The 19,335-nt window shown below is 47.7% G+C and carries 11 protein-coding genes; 7 read left to right on the forward strand and 4 right to left on the reverse strand.

Going from position 1 to position 19,335, the window contains the following annotated elements:
* Positions 1 to 24 precede the first annotated feature (24 nt).
* The 3 genes from J7439_RS16220 to J7439_RS16230 all read right to left on the reverse strand — a co-directional run bounded on the left by J7439_RS16220 (position 25) and on the right by J7439_RS16230 (position 11,402).
* Positions 25 to 396, reverse strand: a complete 372-nt coding sequence (locus J7439_RS16220) for a PilZ domain-containing protein (RefSeq protein WP_101747812.1) — start codon at positions 394 to 396, stop codon at positions 25 to 27.
* 128 nt (positions 397 to 524) lie between these two features.
* A complete protein-coding gene (locus J7439_RS16225; RefSeq protein WP_209203021.1) occupies positions 525 to 10,049 on the reverse strand; it encodes a hypothetical protein in 9,525 nt (3,174 codons plus the stop codon).
* Positions 10,050 to 10,595: 546 nt separating this feature from the next.
* Entirely contained in the window at positions 10,596 to 11,402 is an 807-nt protein-coding gene (locus J7439_RS16230; protein ID WP_209203022.1) for a hypothetical protein, read from the reverse strand.
* 291 nt (positions 11,403 to 11,693) lie between these two features.
* Between J7439_RS16230 and sodB the strand changes: the two genes are divergently transcribed.
* Positions 11,694 to 12,275: a superoxide dismutase [Fe] gene (gene sodB, locus J7439_RS16235; protein WP_209203023.1), complete on the forward strand. Its 582-nt coding sequence runs from the start codon at positions 11,694 to 11,696 to the stop codon at positions 12,273 to 12,275.
* Between the two features lie 236 nt (positions 12,276 to 12,511).
* Here the strand turns inward: sodB and J7439_RS16240 are convergent, their stop codons facing one another.
* Complete coding sequence (locus tag J7439_RS16240; RefSeq protein ID WP_209203024.1) at positions 12,512 to 12,703, reverse strand: hypothetical protein; 192 nt, start codon at positions 12,701 to 12,703, stop codon at positions 12,512 to 12,514.
* A 94-nt stretch (positions 12,704 to 12,797) separates the two neighbouring features.
* On the opposite strand from J7439_RS16240, the gene J7439_RS16245 reads away from it, so the two are divergent.
* The 6 genes from J7439_RS16245 to J7439_RS16270 all read left to right on the forward strand — a co-directional run.
* Positions 12,798 to 13,172, forward strand: a complete 375-nt coding sequence (locus J7439_RS16245; RefSeq protein ID WP_209203025.1) for a hypothetical protein — start codon at positions 12,798 to 12,800, stop codon at positions 13,170 to 13,172.
* A gap of 291 nt (positions 13,173 to 13,463) precedes the next feature.
* Complete coding sequence (locus J7439_RS16250) at positions 13,464 to 15,260, forward strand: ankyrin repeat domain-containing protein (protein WP_209203026.1); 1,797 nt, start codon at positions 13,464 to 13,466, stop codon at positions 15,258 to 15,260.
* A 138-nt stretch (positions 15,261 to 15,398) separates the two neighbouring features.
* Positions 15,399 to 16,919, forward strand: a complete 1,521-nt coding sequence (locus tag J7439_RS16255) for an ankyrin repeat domain-containing protein (RefSeq protein WP_209203027.1) — start codon at positions 15,399 to 15,401, stop codon at positions 16,917 to 16,919.
* Between the two features lie 86 nt (positions 16,920 to 17,005).
* Positions 17,006 to 18,298 carry an ankyrin repeat domain-containing protein gene (locus J7439_RS16260; RefSeq protein WP_209203028.1) on the forward strand — a complete coding sequence of 431 codons (1,293 nt, stop codon included), beginning with the start codon at positions 17,006 to 17,008 and terminating at the stop codon, positions 18,296 to 18,298.
* Positions 18,299 to 18,304: 6 nt separating this feature from the next.
* A complete protein-coding gene (locus tag J7439_RS16265) occupies positions 18,305 to 18,469 on the forward strand; it encodes a hypothetical protein (RefSeq protein ID WP_209203029.1) in 165 nt (54 codons plus the stop codon).
* Between the two features lie 54 nt (positions 18,470 to 18,523).
* A partial coding sequence (locus J7439_RS16270) for an IS1634 family transposase (protein ID WP_209203030.1) occupies positions 18,524 to 19,335 on the forward strand: 812 nt, incomplete at its 3' end.

The following is a 19,335-nucleotide window of genomic DNA, read 5'->3' on the forward strand; positions in this document are numbered from 1 at the left end:
AACGTAAGATTCTACCTGTAAACGTCAGTCTGTGACTTCGTCAAAGGTAAAATAACTTTTCAATGTTTCAACCAGATCGATAATATCATGACCCGCATTGACAATACTGTAGCCAGAGTCAAAATATTCCGGTCCAACATCAGGCTTGCACCAGTGGCACCGTGAATCAAAATCCAGGTACCGCTCTCCCATCTCATCATCGGGAAGAATAATACGCATATTATAAACAGCGCCAATCAACACAGGGACAGAGCTGATCAGCATTAAGCCATTACAACTGATGTTCCCGATACTTCCCATAACCCGCATGGTGTTACGGTTATAAATTTTCAGATAATCCTGCAACTGATGACGCTTAATCGAGCGGCGTTCCTTGCCACTGGGTGTTAACGACATATATCACGCCTTGTTTGTTTAAATATGAAAACCAGACACCATCATCTTGTAATACCGAAATCAAATAGCGCAACTCGAATCTAATCAAACGTTCCCTTTAAGAAATAGATTTCGTCATTATCAAATGTTCATTGCAACTTGATTGTTTTTCTTCTATCGATTGCATCTTGGGTACGCGCAGCATCTTTTACCAGTGTTTTTCTATATTTTTTATTAGCGGCCAACAGCTCGTCCTGAATCCGTCCCAGACAATTCGTCAACTGTACACCTCCCCTTATGCTTAATTCTGCCCTGGCCATTTGTTTGGCATTATCTTCTTTTCTAATATCTTCAAGAGCAACAAACTGGTTCTTTAATCGATCATCCAATTTTGGAACAGAGACTTGCCAGTTCCATTTTCCGGTTGGTAATCCGGACTTTTGAGTCAACATGATTTCGGTAGGATGTGGACCTTTTTTCGCTGGATAGAGATGAGTTTTTCTATCGCCTACGCTTCTGAATTTTTCCTTAAGCCCCGGCATTCTTTCTCCCAGGAATCCACACAACTTTCCGAAATTATTATTATTATTCTTATCCGGGGCAAATGTAACTGCAGATAATGCTTTGGCCAGTTCATGATAAAATACCTCTACGGCACTGTCCTGTTCCCGGCAAAACTCTGTGAGTGTGGCTAAATCTCCACGATCTTTCACTGCCCGGAGCTTATCATCCAGCTCTTGTTTGGCTGCTTTGACTCTATCCCATCCTGAAGTAGCCACAAGTCCGATATCTTTATTCCGCTTATTTTCAATGGGCTTACCATTATTGCAAAGACTACTGATGTCTGAATATAAACGATCAGCCTTTGCCCACAATTGGCCGCAATGCTCTTTGAGTTCCTGTGGAATGTTACGTATCACTGGCTGAGAATCTGGCCTGATTCCACTTTTCTGTAATTTAGTAATACATTTTTTAATTTCATCATCCATATGCTTGCTTTTGGCAACAGCCTCAAGCGATTCATCTTTATTAAAGCTATCAAAGCTCTCCCTTTCTATTTTCTGTAACTCTTTATGAACTTCGCTTCTCAACTGACTTTCAAATTCCTTAACATACACTTGATGGTTATATTCACCCGCACTTTCCACCGGAGTGATAACCTGTCCAAGCTCAACCTTATCAAGCACCTGTCCGGCCCCGTAACCGCGCCAGGTATGAGCACTGGATAAAATCTCATCAACATCTGCGCGCTTGCTCCCTCGCTCAAAGCTTGTCTCACAGGCTTTTACAAACGATGAATCTTCACGAAGTGCCATCATGGTAGCTATGGTTTCCCGGGACTGATTCTCCCCATACCACTGGGCTCTTTTGAAATCCGCCAGAGCGGTTTTCACCGAATGGGGAAAGACATTGCACTCCCAGGACTTGATAAAGGTTCCCAGATCACGTTCGAGGTTAGTGTCATATTGGCCTTCTTCATCCGGAGGCGAAACATGCAGTTTGGCATGGATCACTCGTAACTGCTCAGGACTCACCTTATTGTCTAACCCGGCCAGCAGTTTTGCCATCGCTTCCTGAGCGCGCTCATCGGCTTGATCACAGGCATTGGTCAGTTCTTTCTGCTTCTCACGGTACTCGTGGCTCACGCTGCCATTGGGTGGCAAGAATTTCGTATTAAGCACCATAAAGAATTCCTGCCCCCCTTTTATATTTAAAGGACTCGACGCGCGCGAGAATCGACCAAACTCCTGGCCCATTATATTGCCGCGCCTGTTGTTATCTTCAAGCATACCAAGGTGGATACCGACACTGGTCGCACTTTGAGGACAATCCGTTCCGGTACCCTGCGTCTTGTCAAGGCGAACGTCGTAATCCTCAGGGTTCTTTCGAATCAACGCCTCCAATTCCGGTGAAACCACGGCGTCCGATTGCTGGTATTTTTCCTGTTTCGGATGGTACAAACAGAGCTGTTTCTGTTCGTTGTAGTACAAAAGCCCCCGAACCTTGCCACCTCGTGCTTCTTTCAAATATTCATAATCCTTCTTAACGTGCATGAACCGGTCTTCACCATTATGGTTACCATCAAACAGAATGATCTGTTTATCCTTACCGGAACGCTCCATCACCTGCTTGAGGACGTTAATTCTATTCTCCGGGTCGGATGTATCACCGGACAAGATAGGCGTGGTTTTCGATAGCCAGTTGAAGAGTCTGGCTTGGGTTGTCATGGCGTTCGATTCACATTTTTTCGCTGCCTCTTTAACGGTGGCCGATTTCGTCAACCCAGCCATGGTAAAACCGGTTCCCATGGTGGCTGACAGACAGACTTTATTCTTACTGCCGCTCAAAAAGGCTGCCAGCAATTCGGCCACTTCGCGTTCATTTACCGGTTCCGTCCCGAGCACGCTTTGCGCGCGGCTCATATCTGCGGCCTGCTCCTTAAACTCATCATTACTGCTGGGTGTAGATAACCGGTCATACTCATCAACAACCTTCAGGCCGTCGTATTGCAATGAATCCAAAATGTCGTCTAATAGGCGAATCTCTTTTTTCAACGTAGCCGGGGTTTCTTTACAGTGAGCCTGGTAGTCTGCCGCATCAATGGTTTTCAGTCGGTCCCTGAGCGTCATTAATAGCAGGACATCCTTTGTGGAGATACCCAGCGGGGCTTCCGCGGTCACCTGCGCTTTAATATCCTTCAACACCTCCGGCGACCACCATTTCTCGGGAGTTTCGGAGTTGGACACAAAATCTTTAAAAAGATCCAGCCTGCGGTACGTTACGCCCGAATCAGCAAAATAACCTGTCAGGGAGTGGTCCAGTTCAGCCTGGTTATTGGCTGGCGCAATGATCCGAACAGGATGCTTTTTCCTGCAGGCCTGATCGGCAACAAGGGGAATAATTGTTTTACTTTTACCGTAACCGGTACCCAGCTGGAACACCAATGTATTACCTTTTGACGTTCTGCCTTTCCCCATTTTCTGCACAAATTTAAATGCTTTTTCAGCCATCTTTGGCTGATCGCCACGCAGGACCAGCCCGCCTTGCTCAAATGAAATCATGGCCCGGCTTTGTTCATCCAGACCACGACGGTAGTGAGACTCAATTCGTTCAGTAGCTTCTTTCTGCGCACCAGCCAGTAGCGCCATATCCAGATTCAATGCCTGACAGGCACCTTTAAACTCATCATCAGGCATCTGCTGACTGCCAAAGCGCTCACTCCTGACCACCGCCAGTTTGTCTTTCAGAGCGTCCATACGCCGCCCCATGCTGCGACAGAAATCGCGCTCATTCTTCACCAACATCAGTTGTACCAGGTCATCACAGAATGTGCCACGATTTACCCCGACCGACTCTGGCAGATGCCCGTTCTTAAACTGATTAATCGCGAAATCGACCAGTTCATCATCCCGGTAAAAATCGAGCTCTTTACCTTTATCTTTATTTTCATTTCTAATGGCAGTACCCAGCTTTCTGGTCAGATAGTCCACGCCCTCGCTCAACCGCAGCTGCCGGTCCCGATTCACTTTGACCACCTTGTCAAAATTTGATGCAACCTCATGGATTGAGCCGTCTGACCATTCCGGTGCATCCGGTTTAATTTCACAACCGGCAAATACCGACATGTTATGAAAAGCACCCGCTTTGAACACCTTGAGGTTTTTCTCACCAAGTTCAATCAGCTCATTACTGCCAAATTTCTTCCGGCACTGCTCATAATAACCTTTGCCAACCTGATCAAAACTGGTATCTGGCGAGAGGTTTTGATAGCGCTGATCCGCTGATTTCAAGCTGGCATTTTCCAGATGAGTCCCTACCTTCTTTTTATTTTCTTTTTTATTCTGAAGATCGGTGTATTGACTCTTCCTTACCTTCCGACCCGCCAGAAGTTCACTTTGATCCCTGGTACCAATCAATTCCTGTAGAGCTCCATCACTGGATCGTTTTTCCACGTCAATGCGGGTTTGGTGATATAACGAAGCCAGCTTTTTCTGCGCATTCTGTGTTTTATTCCACTTGTCGCGGACCGACTGTACGCCACCTCTGAGCGCACTGGCTTTGGCCTTGGCGACCTCATCTGGCTTTTTATTGAAGGAGGCCTGACCAGGGCCTTTTGCTGCCCGCAGCAAAAACTCGGCATCGACCAATTCATCGTCACTGGTAGCATCTATAGACCTGGGCTTTAACTCTCCTTTGCCATCCGGCTCATACAAGAAATACCGGGGCTCCTGTGCCGTAGTCTGCAGAACCAGAATACCTGGCTTGCCATCATCTGCTCTCACTGGCAACCAGTTGTCGGCAAAGGGAATATTGCTTTTCGGGTACTCGTAGAGAAAGCGGGGGTGTAATGTATAATGTCTGTTGCCCAGCATGCCATGCCAGTCGCCAGCCCGGTTTTTTTCAAAGACAATGCCTTCCGGTTTGCCGCCATCGATCGCTATACTTTCTGCCCCTTCATCCGCTTTTCGATAGTTGGCATTGGGAACGCCAGCAAAAAACTCACTCAGAGGGCCTTTACCTCTGCCAAGCCTGGTGACTGTAAAAGATCCTTCCGTGGTCGCTGCACCATCTTTTAAGGCTTCATAATCGAAGATGCTTTTCTGGTGAAATGCCTCCATAAACTCCAGTTTCTGGCCAGTTGTTTCCGGAAAATCCCTGGCATTGTCCAGCTTTTCCCGTAAACCATCACAACGTTCTTTCAGTTTCTTATATCTGGGCTGACCATTTTTTGCAGTTAATTGGCCTTTGTGCTGATTAACTGACTCAGCAGCCAGTTTGGAATTGGGCTTTTTCAGATCACTCTGGCAGGCTTCCAGAACAGCGAACTTACCCGGCATAGGATGCAGGTTGAATTGATCGCGAATATCCAGCAACCCTTTTGTCAATGCAGCATCCAAGTCCTCTGCCTTTTCCACGGCGGTATTTGTAATGCCTTCCTGCTTTGCCTTCAGGCTGTTCAACAGCGCCAGCAACCTCGGCCTGATGCGGGCATCCTCTATCAGCCTGGCGGCCTGTTTTTCACTGGCTGACGAACTTGTATCTGACAAAACCTCAGCATCGGTTTGCTGGTCACCAAATACCTTACCCAGTTCTGCCTCCTGTTGCCGGATAGCTTCCTGGGCAAATTGCTCACCTCTGATACTCAATTTTCCCTGATGAACGCGGGCGGGAATTCTCTGTGGGTCGAGCTGCTGTAACCTCTGGGCATACTGCATATAAAGCTTCTGAAGCTCCAAATGACGCCCTTCACCACCGGGAACTTTAGCAACCTCTGCGTTACATCTTCTGACCAACTCCCTGGATACCCGATCAATGGTTTGACCCGCCAGGTAACTGCACGCTTCTCCATTATTAGATGCAAATACACTGGCCAGGTCTGGTAACACCTTTTCCATATAGTCATTAGTGTTGGGATAGTTAGTGCTGGTCTTATCAAGATCTGCAAGCCACTTTTGGACTGCTGGTCCCGTTATTGCCCGGTTTGATTCATCAATACTGTCTTTTTGCTGCTGCAGACTTACTTTGATACTGCTCGCTCTATCTTCAAGTGCTTTACACTCTTTAGGGCGATTGCCATATTTATTCTTAAAATCCTTAACGGTCTGATTTATATCTTTCCCCAAGGTTTGAATTTGCCCGGCAATCGCATTTCGCAAACGGGTATTACTTGGCTCAAGTTTTCTATCCTCTCCCTCCAGCCAGGTAATCTCTTTCTTTGCTATCTCTGCATCCTTCCAGTTATTAAACTGCTCCACTTTAGCGGCCATACTGTTTACCGCTTGTTGCAGGGCAACCGTGTTCTGATGAACCCCGGAAAGTTGAACCGCTTCCTGGTTAACGGGAACATTGTTTAAATACTGCTCCAATTCCCCGGGCTCCTGATCCGGTGCAGTTGGCGAAGTCACCTCTGGAAGTTCTGCTGGTGTTTGACTGTTGCTTTCTTCAGTCACCTTAGAAGAGTTACTGGTTGAGTCAACAGTAACCTGTGGGGCCAGATCACTGCTGTCAGTAACCTCCGACGATACGGGTGCTGGTGTGTTGTCACCATTCGCTTCTGAGGCCACCGCCATTAGACTACTTTTGTCGTCAATAGTCTCAGGAATCGGACTGGTTGCCTGATTGGCGGTCTCGGGTTTCGCATTGGTTGAAGCATCAGCAAACTGTCGGGGTGGACTGTTTTTGTCGTCTTCCCCTTTCGCTACGGGTATTGGGCCGGTTCCGGTTTCTGTGTCCACTGGAGAGGAAGGAGGAGTAACAGGGCGCGACCCACCCACTGATTCCTCAGCTTCACCCCCAACCGGACTTTGCCTGACTCCAATCTCTTCAGGCATCTTATTGATTGAGTCATCAGTAACCGGTGAGGTCTGACTACCGGTAGCAGCCATCTCTGAAGCTGCAAGCTCCGGACTGGTTTCAATCTCTATGTCAACTGCAGATGGAGGAGGAGTAACACCTGATTTCTCAGCTTCATTCCTGACTGTACCTTTGTTGTCTTCAGCACCCTCAGGAGTCGGTCTGATTGTCTCAGGAACCGATGAGGTCTGACTGCCTGTAATGAACGCCCCAAGTGCTTCTGGACTGGTTTCAGTTCCTTGATCAACTAAAGATGCTGGAGAAGCAATGTCAGAACCCTCTCCTGATTCCTCAGCTTCATACCCAACCGGACTGATTCCAGTCTCTTCAGGCATTGACCCGGGTGAGCCATCAGGAACCGGTAAGGTCTGAGTACCTGAAGTGGACGCACGCCGCGCTAAGGATGTTGAACTGGTTTCAGTTCCCTGGTCCACTGAAGATGAAAGAGAAGCAATGTCAGAACTCTCACCTGATTTCTTGGCTTCATCCCCAACCGGACTTGTTCCAGTCCCTTTAGGCATGGGCTTGAGCGACTCAGGAACCGATGAGGTCTTACTGCCTGTAATGAACGCCCCCGGTGCTTCGGACGTTGAACTGGTTTTAGTTCCCTGGTCAAAGGGAGATAAGAGAGAGGCAACGTCAGAACCATCACCTGATTTTCCAGCTTCATCCCCAACCGGACTTGTTCCAATCTCTTCAGGCATCGGCCCGGGTGAATCAGGAACCAATGAGGTCTGACTGCCTGTACTGGACGCCCCGAGTGTTTCTCGACTGGTTTCAGTTCCTTGATCAACTAAAGATGCTGGAGAAGCAATGTCAGAACCATCATCTGATTCCTCAGCTTCATACCCAACCGGACTGATTCCAGTCTCTTTAGGAATTGACCCGGGTGAGCCATCAGGAACCGCTAAGGTCTGAGTACCTGTGGTGGACGCATGCCGCGCTATGGATGTTGAACTGGTTTCAGTTCCCTGGTCCACTGAAGATGAAAGAGAAGCAACGTCAGAACTCTCACCTGATTCCTTGGCTTCATCCCCAACCGGACTTGTTCCAGTCCCTTTAGGCATCGGCTTGAGCGACTCAGGAACCGATGTGGTCTGACTACCTGTAATGAACGCCCCCGTTGCTTCGGACGTTGGACTGGTTTTAGTTCCCTGGTCAACGGGAGATAAGAGAGAGGCAACGTCAGAACCATCACCTGATTTTCCAGCTTCATCCCCCACCGGACTTTTTCCAGTCTCTTCAGGCATCGGCCCGGGTGAATCAGGAACCGATGAGGTCTGACTGCCTGTACTGGACGCCCCGAGTGTTTCTGGACTGGTTTCAGTTCCTTGATCAACTAAAGATGCTGGAGAAGTAATGTCAGAACCCTCATCTGATTCCTCAGCTTCATACCCAACCGGACTGATTCCAGTCTCTTTAGGAATTGACCCGGGTGAGCCATCAGGAACCGCTAAGGTCTGAGTACCTGTGGTGGACGCATGCCGCGCTATGGATGTTGAACTGGTTTCAGTTCCCTGGTCCACTGAAGATGAAAGAGAAGCAACGTCAGAACTCTCACCTGATTCCTTGGCTTCATCCCCAACCGGACTTGTTCCAGTCCCTTTAGGCATCGGCTTGAGCGACTCAGGAACCGATGTGGTCTGACTACCTGTAATGAACGCCCCCGTTGCTTCGGACGTTGGACTGGTTTTAGTTCCCTGGTCAACGGGAGATAAGAGAGAGGCAACGTCAGAACCATCACCTGATTTTCCAGCTTCATCCCCCACCGGACTTTTTCCAGTCTCTTCAGGCATCGGCTTGGGTGAATCAGTAACCGATGAGGTCTGACTGCCTGTACTGGCCCCCCCGAGTGCTTCTAACGTTGGACTGGTTTCAGTTCCTTGATCAACTAGAGATGAGGGAGAAATAGCGTTAGAACCATCACCTGATTCTTTAGTTTCATCTACATCCGTACTGTTTCCAGTCTCTTCAGGCATCGAGCTATCTGGATCCGTCTGAGTGCCAGCAGAGGAGGCCCTCCGCGCTAATGACGTTAAACTGGTTTCGGCTCCCGGGTCATCTGGAGACGATAGAGAATCAACGTCAGAACCATCACCTGATTTCCCGGTTTCATTCACATCCGGACTTTTTCCAGTCTCTTCAGGCATCGGCCCGGGTGAATCAGAAACCGGTAAGGTTTGAGTGCCTGTAGTGGACCCCCGCCGCGCTGAGGACGTTGGACTGGTTTCAGTTCTTTTATCAACTGGAGCTTTAGGAGAAATAGCGTCAGAACCACCGCCTGATTCCTTAGCTTCACCCCAAACCAGACTGTTTCCAGTCCCTTCAGACATCGACCCGGGTGAGCCATCAGGAACCGGTAAGGCCTGAGTGCCTGCATTGGACACTCCCCGCGACACCGGGCTCGGGCTCTTTTCAGTTTTTTTGTCAACTGGAGATACAGAAGAAGTAACGTCAGACTTATAACCTGATTTACCATCTTCATCTGTGGCCTCAGAGGTCACCGCAGGCATATCATGCCCATTTGTCGAGATCAAGGTATCTTCACTGATTACGGCCGGTGTTTTCTCACCATCCGGCCTGATCAAGGCGGTACCTCTGCGCCCGGCTGATGTTGTCTGGTCATCCGCTGAAGCAGGAGTCACAGGGTGCGACTCATCACCTGATACCTTATCCCTGACTGGAGCAATAACTTCTTGCTTTGTTACTCCCGGATTTCCAACACTGTAATTGCTGAGTATATCTCTAAGCTTTCCTTCGGAATCAATCAGTTGTTTGCCTGTAATTAACGTTTTGTCGTAGCCTGCGTTAAAATGCCAATCCCGGATATCATCCATTGATGAAACAATGATTTGTGCAAGTTCTTTGGGGCTGCTCAAATCAATTCTTTTAAGATCATTCAGGTGGTTTTTTAGCTTTGCTGAGAAATCAGCATCCAGATCTACTTCTTTTTTTGCTGACTTGGTTTGAATATCTATTAATATGTTCTCAACTTCATCCAGATCTGACTGTAGATTTCGACCGTCAGCCTTTATATCACCACCACTGTTTAATGCTTTTTCCACATCCCGAAAATGATCAGACTTTAGCAATCCCCTGATTTTTATATCAAGAACAGGAACCGTGCGAATACTTCTGGCACTAAATGGTTTTCCTGGAACCTCATGTAATCTTCTTCCCCTGACAGACTGAACATATCTATGGGGTTTAGAGCTTATATCGCCTTTTTCTTTTTCCTTGGCAGTTTCCTGATGATCATCCCGGAGGAATTCTGGCGGTGTTGAAAAGCTGGTTCCTCTTGGCCCATTGACATTACTCATAACCTGTCCTGACTGTTTGTTGTCCTTAACTATCAGCAGGCAATCAGTTGAAAAAACATCATCAGATCCGGTTTCTGGAGTCTGATTAATCCATGATTACACTTATTTAATTTCAGGCTAGCAGAATAGAAGGGCTTATTTAGTCTTTAAACGAAAACTCAGAACAGTTATCAACAAAACGAGACAGATTGAACATTTTTTTTTAAATTATCAAACAACAACCTTTTAAAAATTCATTCAGTACATTTTTTTGACTAGTCTGAAAATATCCGGGCCAGGAGGCTGACCGAGAATAGTCTGCCCTACTGCGGCGGCAGCAAATTGGTCTGAAAATCCACTTTTGTTCGGCAAATAGCCCCGCTATTCACCTCACAAAACCGAATTTTTATCCTCAATTTTCTGCCATCCTCGCTACGGGCGCTATTCTCGGTCAGCCTCCTGGTACCTGCATCCATGCAGTCCTGCGGTGGTTGGCAGCCTGATAAATAAACCAAAATAGTCCATGCTCACCGCCTTTTTCTTTCCAGAGCTTTAAGTAGCTAACCACTACTGAATTGTCAGCCCCTTCTCTTTCGGACTTCCAAGATCCCGCAGGGTGTTTTCCAGCTGTTGCAGCCGCAGGGAGACCTGGCTCTGGAAAGCGCCCAGCTTTTTACTGAGTTCATCCTGGGTTTGCGCAGAGGCTTTTATTTGCTGCTCGACACTCTGCTGTGCAGATAAAGTGCTCTTTAAACCATCAATTTCAGCTTTCAGTGCTTCAACACGGCTAACCATATCCGAATTGGCAACCAGCTGCTCAGTGGTCACTGCCTTAATGACCTGGTCCAGCTCATTCAGCTTTGAGACCGCCTGCTCAGAGGACTTTTTAACTGCATCAAACTGTTTGACAGCAAGGTCTACTTTCTTCGCCCCCTGGTCAATCTTATCTTTATTCTCATTAATCCACTGACGGTTTCTTTTGTTAGCAACATCCCAGAGCTTGCGAATTTCAGAGTTCACTTCTTTAAGTTCTGAGCGAAAGATGGAGTCACTCTGGTTAATGGACTCACCGGTTTGAGAAACCTGCCCGGTCACCAGACCCAGTTGATCCCGGGTTGCCTGAAGCTCCTGCCGGGTCTCCTTCAGGACCTTCTGCAGCTCAGTCACCTGCCAGTAACCGCCAGCAGTAACACCGGCCAGAAGCACAAACAGAACACCCGAGACCAGATAGCCCGCACCGCTGCTTTTACCGGTGGCTGCGGATTTACTGAAACTTTTTGGCCTGGAGCCTGCAGAACGCTGCCTGGAAGGACGCTGGTCAGCGGTTATGGATAAGTCCTGGTTTGACTGATAAATCTTGTTATCCTCTTGCATACTCACTGCTTTCCATCAAAAACACCGATCAATTTGTGTATTTTTTAGACTCGGACGAAACGGTGCTCCCGGCTCCTGGCTGTTCAGAAAAAATGAGGGACTATTGTAGAAGAAAGAAATCCTGCCCCCAACCTTTTTATTCAACGTAAAGGAGTGAGTTGGACTTGAAATTTCTGCGGCAAACCTCAAGATACATTCCACATGGATTCGTAGTAGCCACGGTGCTACTATCGCTTTGCGAAAAATCAGGTCTCTGAACGATACTATTCCAACCACAGCGGGAGAACACAAATGGCTTTTCAACTGCCTGAGCTGCCCTACGAGCGCAATGCCCTTGAACCACATATCTCCAGGGAAACTCTGGATTACCATTACGGCAAACATCACCACACTTACGTTGTCAAACTGAACGGTCTGGTTGAAGGCACCGAGCTGGAAAACAAGAGCCTGGAAGAGATCATCAAGACGTCTGAAGGCGGCATCTTCAACAACGCTGCCCAGGTATGGAACCACACCTTCTACTGGAACTGCCTGAGCCCCAATGGTGGCGACAAGCCTTCCGGTGAACTGGCAGCAGCTATCGACAAAGCCTTTGGCTCTTATGATGAGTTTGTTGCCAAATTCTCTGACATGGCCGTTAACAACTTTGGTTCCTCCTGGACCTGGCTGGTAAAAAACACCGACGGTTCCCTGGAAATCGTCAACACCAGCAACGCCGGCACACCAATCACTGGCGACCAGAAGCCTCTGCTGACCTGCGACCTGTGGGAGCACGCTTACTACATCGACTACCGTAACGTGCGCCCAGACTACCTGAAAGGCTTCTGGGCCCTGGTGAACTGGGAATTTGTTGCGGCTAACCTTGCGGCTTGATCAGTCAACTGTCCGATAGCCAATTAAGTAGGGAAACAAACCTGACCAATTGGCAAATAAACCTGTTGAGCTAGGAAATATTTCCGAGACAGGAGTCTATACCGCCTGATAAGAACGCTTATCAGGCGGTATCTAAAATACTGAAAAGAGATAATAGCAACTTTCCTTAATTCCAGATCGGAAAGAAAATATTCCACTTGGGAAAAGCAAAGTCGTGGCTCCGGCTTAGGTGCAGATTACATCCCCGGACTTTTCATCACTGAAGTGCCTTCATTACACGGTAACCAGAAACATTCTGTTCCCGGCAATCTTCTTCTTGGCCCTTGATGACGAATCACCTTAATTGTGAAACCCTGATTTTCAATGCCTGCCGTACCGGGAATCTGGCTAACCTGAGAATGCTGCCAGGAGCCTGTATTTCCATCCATAGCCTACGCATTAAGAGCAGAGCGACCTTTGCTTTGCAGGTTTGGATAGAAATAGATAGCAAGCTGGCGCAGAGCAAACTCTGTACTAACCTCAATGAATCTGAAGACCTGCAAAGTGGATTTAGTGAATGTTTCATCTATCTTTACGGTTCGCAAGAGTATTGGGATAAGTAATATGCAGACGACAAATTCCACACAAACAGAATGCAGTAAACTCTGGTCGATAAGAAATACTGATTACAGCGACACGGGATGTTTTCTGGGCTGTGCTGCGGGTTGTTTCCTGGGGCATTCTGTAGTCGCTTATAGTGGTGCTGGATGTCTTGTTGGCGCAGCCATTAATACGCTCTGCCAAAACGGTTATAACGATAAACATTATAAGGAGCTTAAAATTATAATCCTTGGATCAGAAGAGCCTATAAGCAAAAGATCCAACAGTATTCCTGTTACTAACCAACCGAAGCATTGAACAAAACCGGGGCGCAATTCCACTCACTTTTGGATAGGAGCAATTACCGCGTTGGGCTGTCTATTCCACTGGCTGCCTTTATGAATCAGGGCTTTTAATTGCTGCCAAATGTTTGTGATTGCCATCCATTGAATTCTGGTGAACAACCTTCTTTGCCCGGTGCAAAACGGTTAGGCTTGTGCCTGACTTAAGGATTTGAACAACAATCGTCTTGTTCCAAGTTTTGTTTTATGGAATTTTCTCTGCTGATTTTTGTCCTACCCACAATTGAGTCATAAAGCAGGCAAAGCAATGAACGCGGCAGGTTTCGCATTTAATTGTCCTATTTGTTTCTACGACGGCCATATCGGAGGCCAAACTGGTGGGAATTCACTGGTCAAAACCTCTTGCCCGGCATCCCACGTTTTCCACCTGAAGTGCATCACCGAATGGCTTGAAAGTAATCAGCAGAAGATAAAAAGACTTGATCAACGCCAATGCAGTCAATGTATGCAACCGGCACTGCCATTACTTCTTCTGGACAGGAGCAACGTCATTGACAACGAATCAGCTTATTGTGAGTCCGTGATGTTTAATGTCTGCCGTACCGGAGAGCTGGCAACACTGAAGATGTTGCTGCGCGAAGACGAGACCCTGGCAAACCGGACTTACCGTTCGGTGCTCACCGGTCATTCTGAACACCTGTTAGTTGTCGCCATCAATTACGGCCATTATCATTGTGCCCGGGCTCTGATCGACTGCGGTGCCGATGTCAATGCCGCTGGTCACAATGCTGAGACGCCCCTGTGTATCGCCATCCGGAAGGGCCGCTCCGAGGTCGTCGACATGTTGATCAGGGCCGGTGCCGATGTCAATGCCGCTGGTCACAATGGTGAGACGCCCCTGCGTATCGCCATCCGGAAGGGCCGCTCCGAGGTCGTCGACATGTTGATCAGGGCCGGTGCGAATATCAATAACGTACTTCGCACCGCTGTCCGGGAGGGCAATGCTCGACTCCTTCAATACCTGGTCAGCACCCAACCCAGCCAACCTGTTCTTAATACCGCCCTGCGCGATGCCGCCGAGCGGGGGCAAACGTTGTGTCTTGTCATCCTGATCACAGCGGGAGCGAACGACCTTAACGGTGCCCTTTACGCTGCCGCCGAGCGAGGGCATATACAGTGCCTCGATATTCTGATCACAGAGGGAGCGAACGACCTGAACGGTGCACTGTACATTGCTGTTATGACGGAAAACGTCGCGGGCCAGGTTGTTCTGACCCAACAAGGAGCAAATATTACTACCGTACTGCACACTGCTGCCAGACAGGGTTCCTGGGAATTTTTCAATCTCCTGAACGACCCGACACACATCAATGACACCGATGCGGAAGGTCAAACGCCGCTGCATATCACCGCTGCCAACGGACATTGCAGATGCGTGGAAAAGCTGCTTGAAACCGGGGGAGTGGCTATAAATAGCACTGATAGCCTCGGCTATACGGCTCTCCACCTGGCTGCCCGCAATGGCAACACAGAGATCGTCAACGTCTTGCTGGCCGCTAACGACATCAATACCAATGCCAGGAATAAAGATGGCTGGACGGTTCTCCATTTAGCGGCCCGCCGAGGCCACACTGAGACTGTCAAGGCGTTACTGGCTGCTTACGATATCAAGGTTAATCAGAAAGATCACGATGGCTGGACGGCTCTCCACATGGCGGCCTGGAATGGCCACACAGAGACCGTCAAGGCGTTACTGGCAGCTGACGGTATCAAGGTTAATGAGAAAGATCACGATGGCTGGACGGCTCTCCACCTCGCTACCAGATACAATCATCCAGAGTCCGTCAAAGCGTTACTGCAGGCTCCGGGTATCCACGTCAATGAAACAAATACCAATGGCTGGACGGCTCTCCACCTCGCTGCCAGATACGGCTGTCCAGAGTCCGTTGAAGCGTTACTGGCCGCTGTCGGCATCCGGGTCAATGAGATGGATAAAAATGGCGATACGGCTCTGAGCCTGGCTACAAGGTTTGGTCACACCGCCAGTAAGGAACTTCTTGTTGATAATGGGGCAATTAATCCACCGTTCTGCCATCTACTATGAGCGATAAAATTCGGGATTATTAATTAAACGGCTAAAACAGCTTAATTAAAAACTCCTCGTTCAAAATACTGTTTTAAGGAATTTTCTCTATCGATGTTTGTCCTAACCACAACCCTTATCGTACAGTAAGCTTCAGCCATGCACAGCGTCAGCGGCAACACCACAGATTTTTCCTTTAATTGCTCTAACTGTATAGGCGACGACAGGCATATCAGAGGACAACATGGCGGGCATTTACTGGTCAAAGCCTCTTGCCCGGCGTCTCACGTTTTCCACCTGGAATGCATCACCCGATGGCTGGAGAGTGATCAGCAGAAGATAAAAAAGCTTGATGAACGCCAATACAGTCAATGCATGCAACCGGCGCTGCCATTGGTTCCTCTGGATGGTAGCAGAGTCCCTGGCGACGAATCGCCCTATTGTGAATCCCCGATGCTTAATGCCTGTCGTACCGGGAATCTGGAAACGCTGAAAATACTGCTGGCCAAAGATGAGACATTGGCAAACCGGACTTACCGTTCGGCACTCACCGGTCATCCTGAACACCCGACAGCTGTCGCTATCAATTACGGCCATACAGATTGCGTCAAGGCCCTGGTCGACTGCCATGCTGATGCTAATGCCGCTGGTCACGATGGTGAGACTCCTCTGCAAAATACCACCACCCGGCAGCGCCACACCATTGACTTGCAAATGCTGCTGACCGGGGCTGGAGTGAATATCGATAACGTACTGCACACCGCTGTCCGGGAGGGCAATGCCGAACTCCTTGAATACCTGAACAGCACCCAACCCAGCCAACGAGCCCTTGATAACGCCTTGAATGAAGCCACCCGGCAGGGTCAAACGCAGTGCCTTGAACCCCTGATCAACATGAGAGCAAACGACCTTGACGGTGCTTTGCGCGAAGCCTCCAGATGGGGGAAAACACAGTGCCTTGAACTATTGATTAGCAAGGGCGCGAAAGATCTTTACGGAGCCTTGTATATTGCTGTCCTGACGGAAAATATTGAGATACGGTACATTCTGGTGAATAAAGGAGCGGATCTTCATACCGTATGGAGCACTAATAACATAGACAATCCTATGAAAAATTTCATTGGCAGGATCATCTTCAATTACCTCCATACCACCAATGAGACAGACATAAAACCACTGCATAGCGCCGCTGCCAAGGGCTATACCAAAGGCCTTAAAAAGCTGATTGAAACCAGGGGAGTGGATGTCAATGCCACTGATTACCATGACTATACAGCTCTTCGCATCGCTGCCTGCTGTGGCCACACAGAGACCGTCAAGGCATTACTGGACATTTCCGGAATCCTGGTCAACGTTGGGAATACTTCCGGCGACACGGCTCTCCACTTAGCTGTCTATCGAGGTGACACAGAAATTGTCAAGTTGTTACTGGATGCTGACGGCATCGATGTCAATGAGAAGACAAACAAAGGCTGGACTGCTCTGCATCAGGCTGCCAACAATGGCAACACAGAGATCGTCAAGATGTTACTGGCTGCTTCAGGTATACAGATCAATGAGCAAACTAACGCAGGTTCGACGGCTCTCACCCTGGCTACCAATTACGGCTACACCGCTTGTGCAAAACTCCTTGCTGAAAGTAGGGCAGTGGATAATCCATCGCCCTGCCCGCTGCAGTGAGCAATGAAATGGTGGAACTCCGTTTTTGAACATTTAACGTCCTTTTTCAGTTCCATAAACACAGACTCCACGGTAAGAAAGCAGTCATGAATATCCCGCAAAGTAATCGTATTACCAATTACCTGTTTGCCACTGATCATAATGTTGTTTTTCAGGAAAGCACCGGAAACTTACTGCCACCTAATTTAAAACATGAAATGCTGAAAATTTACCATCAGAGCCCTGCCCGCTTCAGTGAAAATAGTCTCAGCATTCCCATTAATCTAAGGAATATTGAACTGATCCATGTATTGCCAATTCTGGCTCAAACCGATTACTTTCTTGAGAAACTAAATAGCCATGCCTTGGAGTTCTGTAAAAACATTAACAAAATTTATTCAATAGATATACAAATGGCCCTCTGGGATACAGGCCCCTTCAAAACATTATCAGATATCGGGAAATTCATGGAATCCATTATTGCCAAGCACAACGATAAAAGTGATATAACTCATAATGAAAAAATAGCATTCAGATTTCTGTTAACCGGCTTATTAAAGATGGATCATGACTTGGATGTTCACAATTCAATCCATATATTGAACATATTATCAAAATATTTTCACCCCGACAAAAGTATCAGACATTGTGAACTCTACTCATGCATCTTAAGCAAAGGACCACGACTTGCCATGGTGATATATGAAGTGTGGAGCTTAAATAATACAGCGAAACTCTCACTTCTAAAAAATGAGGTTTTTGGTATGTCTGTTTACCGGTTAATTACATTAATTTCCAAGCTAAATGAAAGCAAACATGAAATCCCAAGAGTTGCAGAGCGATGCCAGCTTCGCAAAAAAATACAATTAAAGTTAGAAACACTCCAAAGCATTAGCCTGAAAGAAAACCTGTTAAAGACACTTATCAAATACAATGAACTAGCACTACTGGAAGCATTGACGAATCGTACAGACTTCGATATCAACGAACTGCGTATTAGTGGAGAAACGCCACTGATTTATGCCATCAAACAAAGAAGTCAATGGATTATCGAATTTTTAATAAAAAAGCAAGATGTCAATGCGCTGGGCCTGGAAAATAAAACACCCCTTCAAATAGCCATTGATTGCTACAGCAAATATCTTGATGAGAATGAATCCGTTGATTATTGCAACCCCTACAAACCAGTCATTGAATCTTTATTAAATTGTCCTCAACTCGACGTTAATGCTCAGGACTCACTGGGCATGACCGCTTTATGCCATATTGCCATGCTACCTAAAACCGATTCGACATACTTTCCGTTTGTCGAGAAGCTGATTTCCAGGGGTGCCAATATTGAAAAAGCTGTTCATGGCTATGGAACAGTGATTAGTTTATTAGGGCAAAGTAAATCCTGACCATCAGTGTTAAACATTATATGTGATGTCGCCAACCTGTCAGTAAGCTTTTTGGGCATCGGCTTCAGATTTGAGACCCGTTATGATGGATTGACTGATACCCTGTTCAGTCCGGGAGTCGCTCAGTGTGGTGCCCAACACCGCAAAACTGTCCTTCACCACCCCGATTGATATTTTCCTGAAATCTGATGTCAAAGGACTGATCAGATCTTCAGGAACACCGATATGCCGCCAGTTCAATACCAGTTTAAGAACCTTAATCATCTGGGCTTGGTTGCCGCCATGTGCCGGGAGCTAAAGATAGCCGAATATTTCGATGCACGCATAACCAATGACTCTGAGGCACGCAATGTCACCATTGGACAGGCTGTGGTCGCAATGATCATCAATGGGCTGGGCTTTACAGGGCAGACCCTCTACCTGGTCCCTGAGTTTTTTGAGGACAAGCCGATTGATCGCCTCATCGGGGAAGGCATCCAGGCAGAACACTTAAACGACAAAATACTTGGCCGCGCTCTCGACAGTCTTTATTACGCTGGCGTCAGTGACTTATACCTGAATCTTGCCATTAAGGTCGTCAACCATCTAAATCTGCCCTGCAAGGCATTAAACCTGGACGGCACCAGTCTTCATACAGACGGTGTCTATAACAGTAATGAAAACCCTGATGACTTGAACTGCATCCATATCTGCCGCGGCTACAGCCGTGACCACCGGCCTGACCTGAATCAGGTTGTCTTGCAGCTAATCACCGAAAATGAGGCGGGTATCCCCGTGTTTATGGCACCTGCGAGCGGTAATGTAAACGACAAGACTTGCTTTCAGGAAATTATCAAAAATCATTTGTCGTGTTTTAAGGCGGCTTTGAATAACCGTTATCTGGTCGCAGATGCAGCCATGTACGTTGCTAAAACCCTCCAGTTGCTTGATAAGCAAAAACAGCTGTTTATCTCCCGGGTGCCGCTGAATATCAAGGATGCCAGGGAGCTGGTCAGCAAAGCGCCTGCCATGGCACTGGAGCCTGTTGAAGGCTATGA

Source organism: Salinisphaera sp. G21_0 (genome assembly GCF_017744115.1).
Lineage (GTDB): Bacteria > Pseudomonadota > Gammaproteobacteria > Pseudomonadales > Endozoicomonadaceae > Endozoicomonas.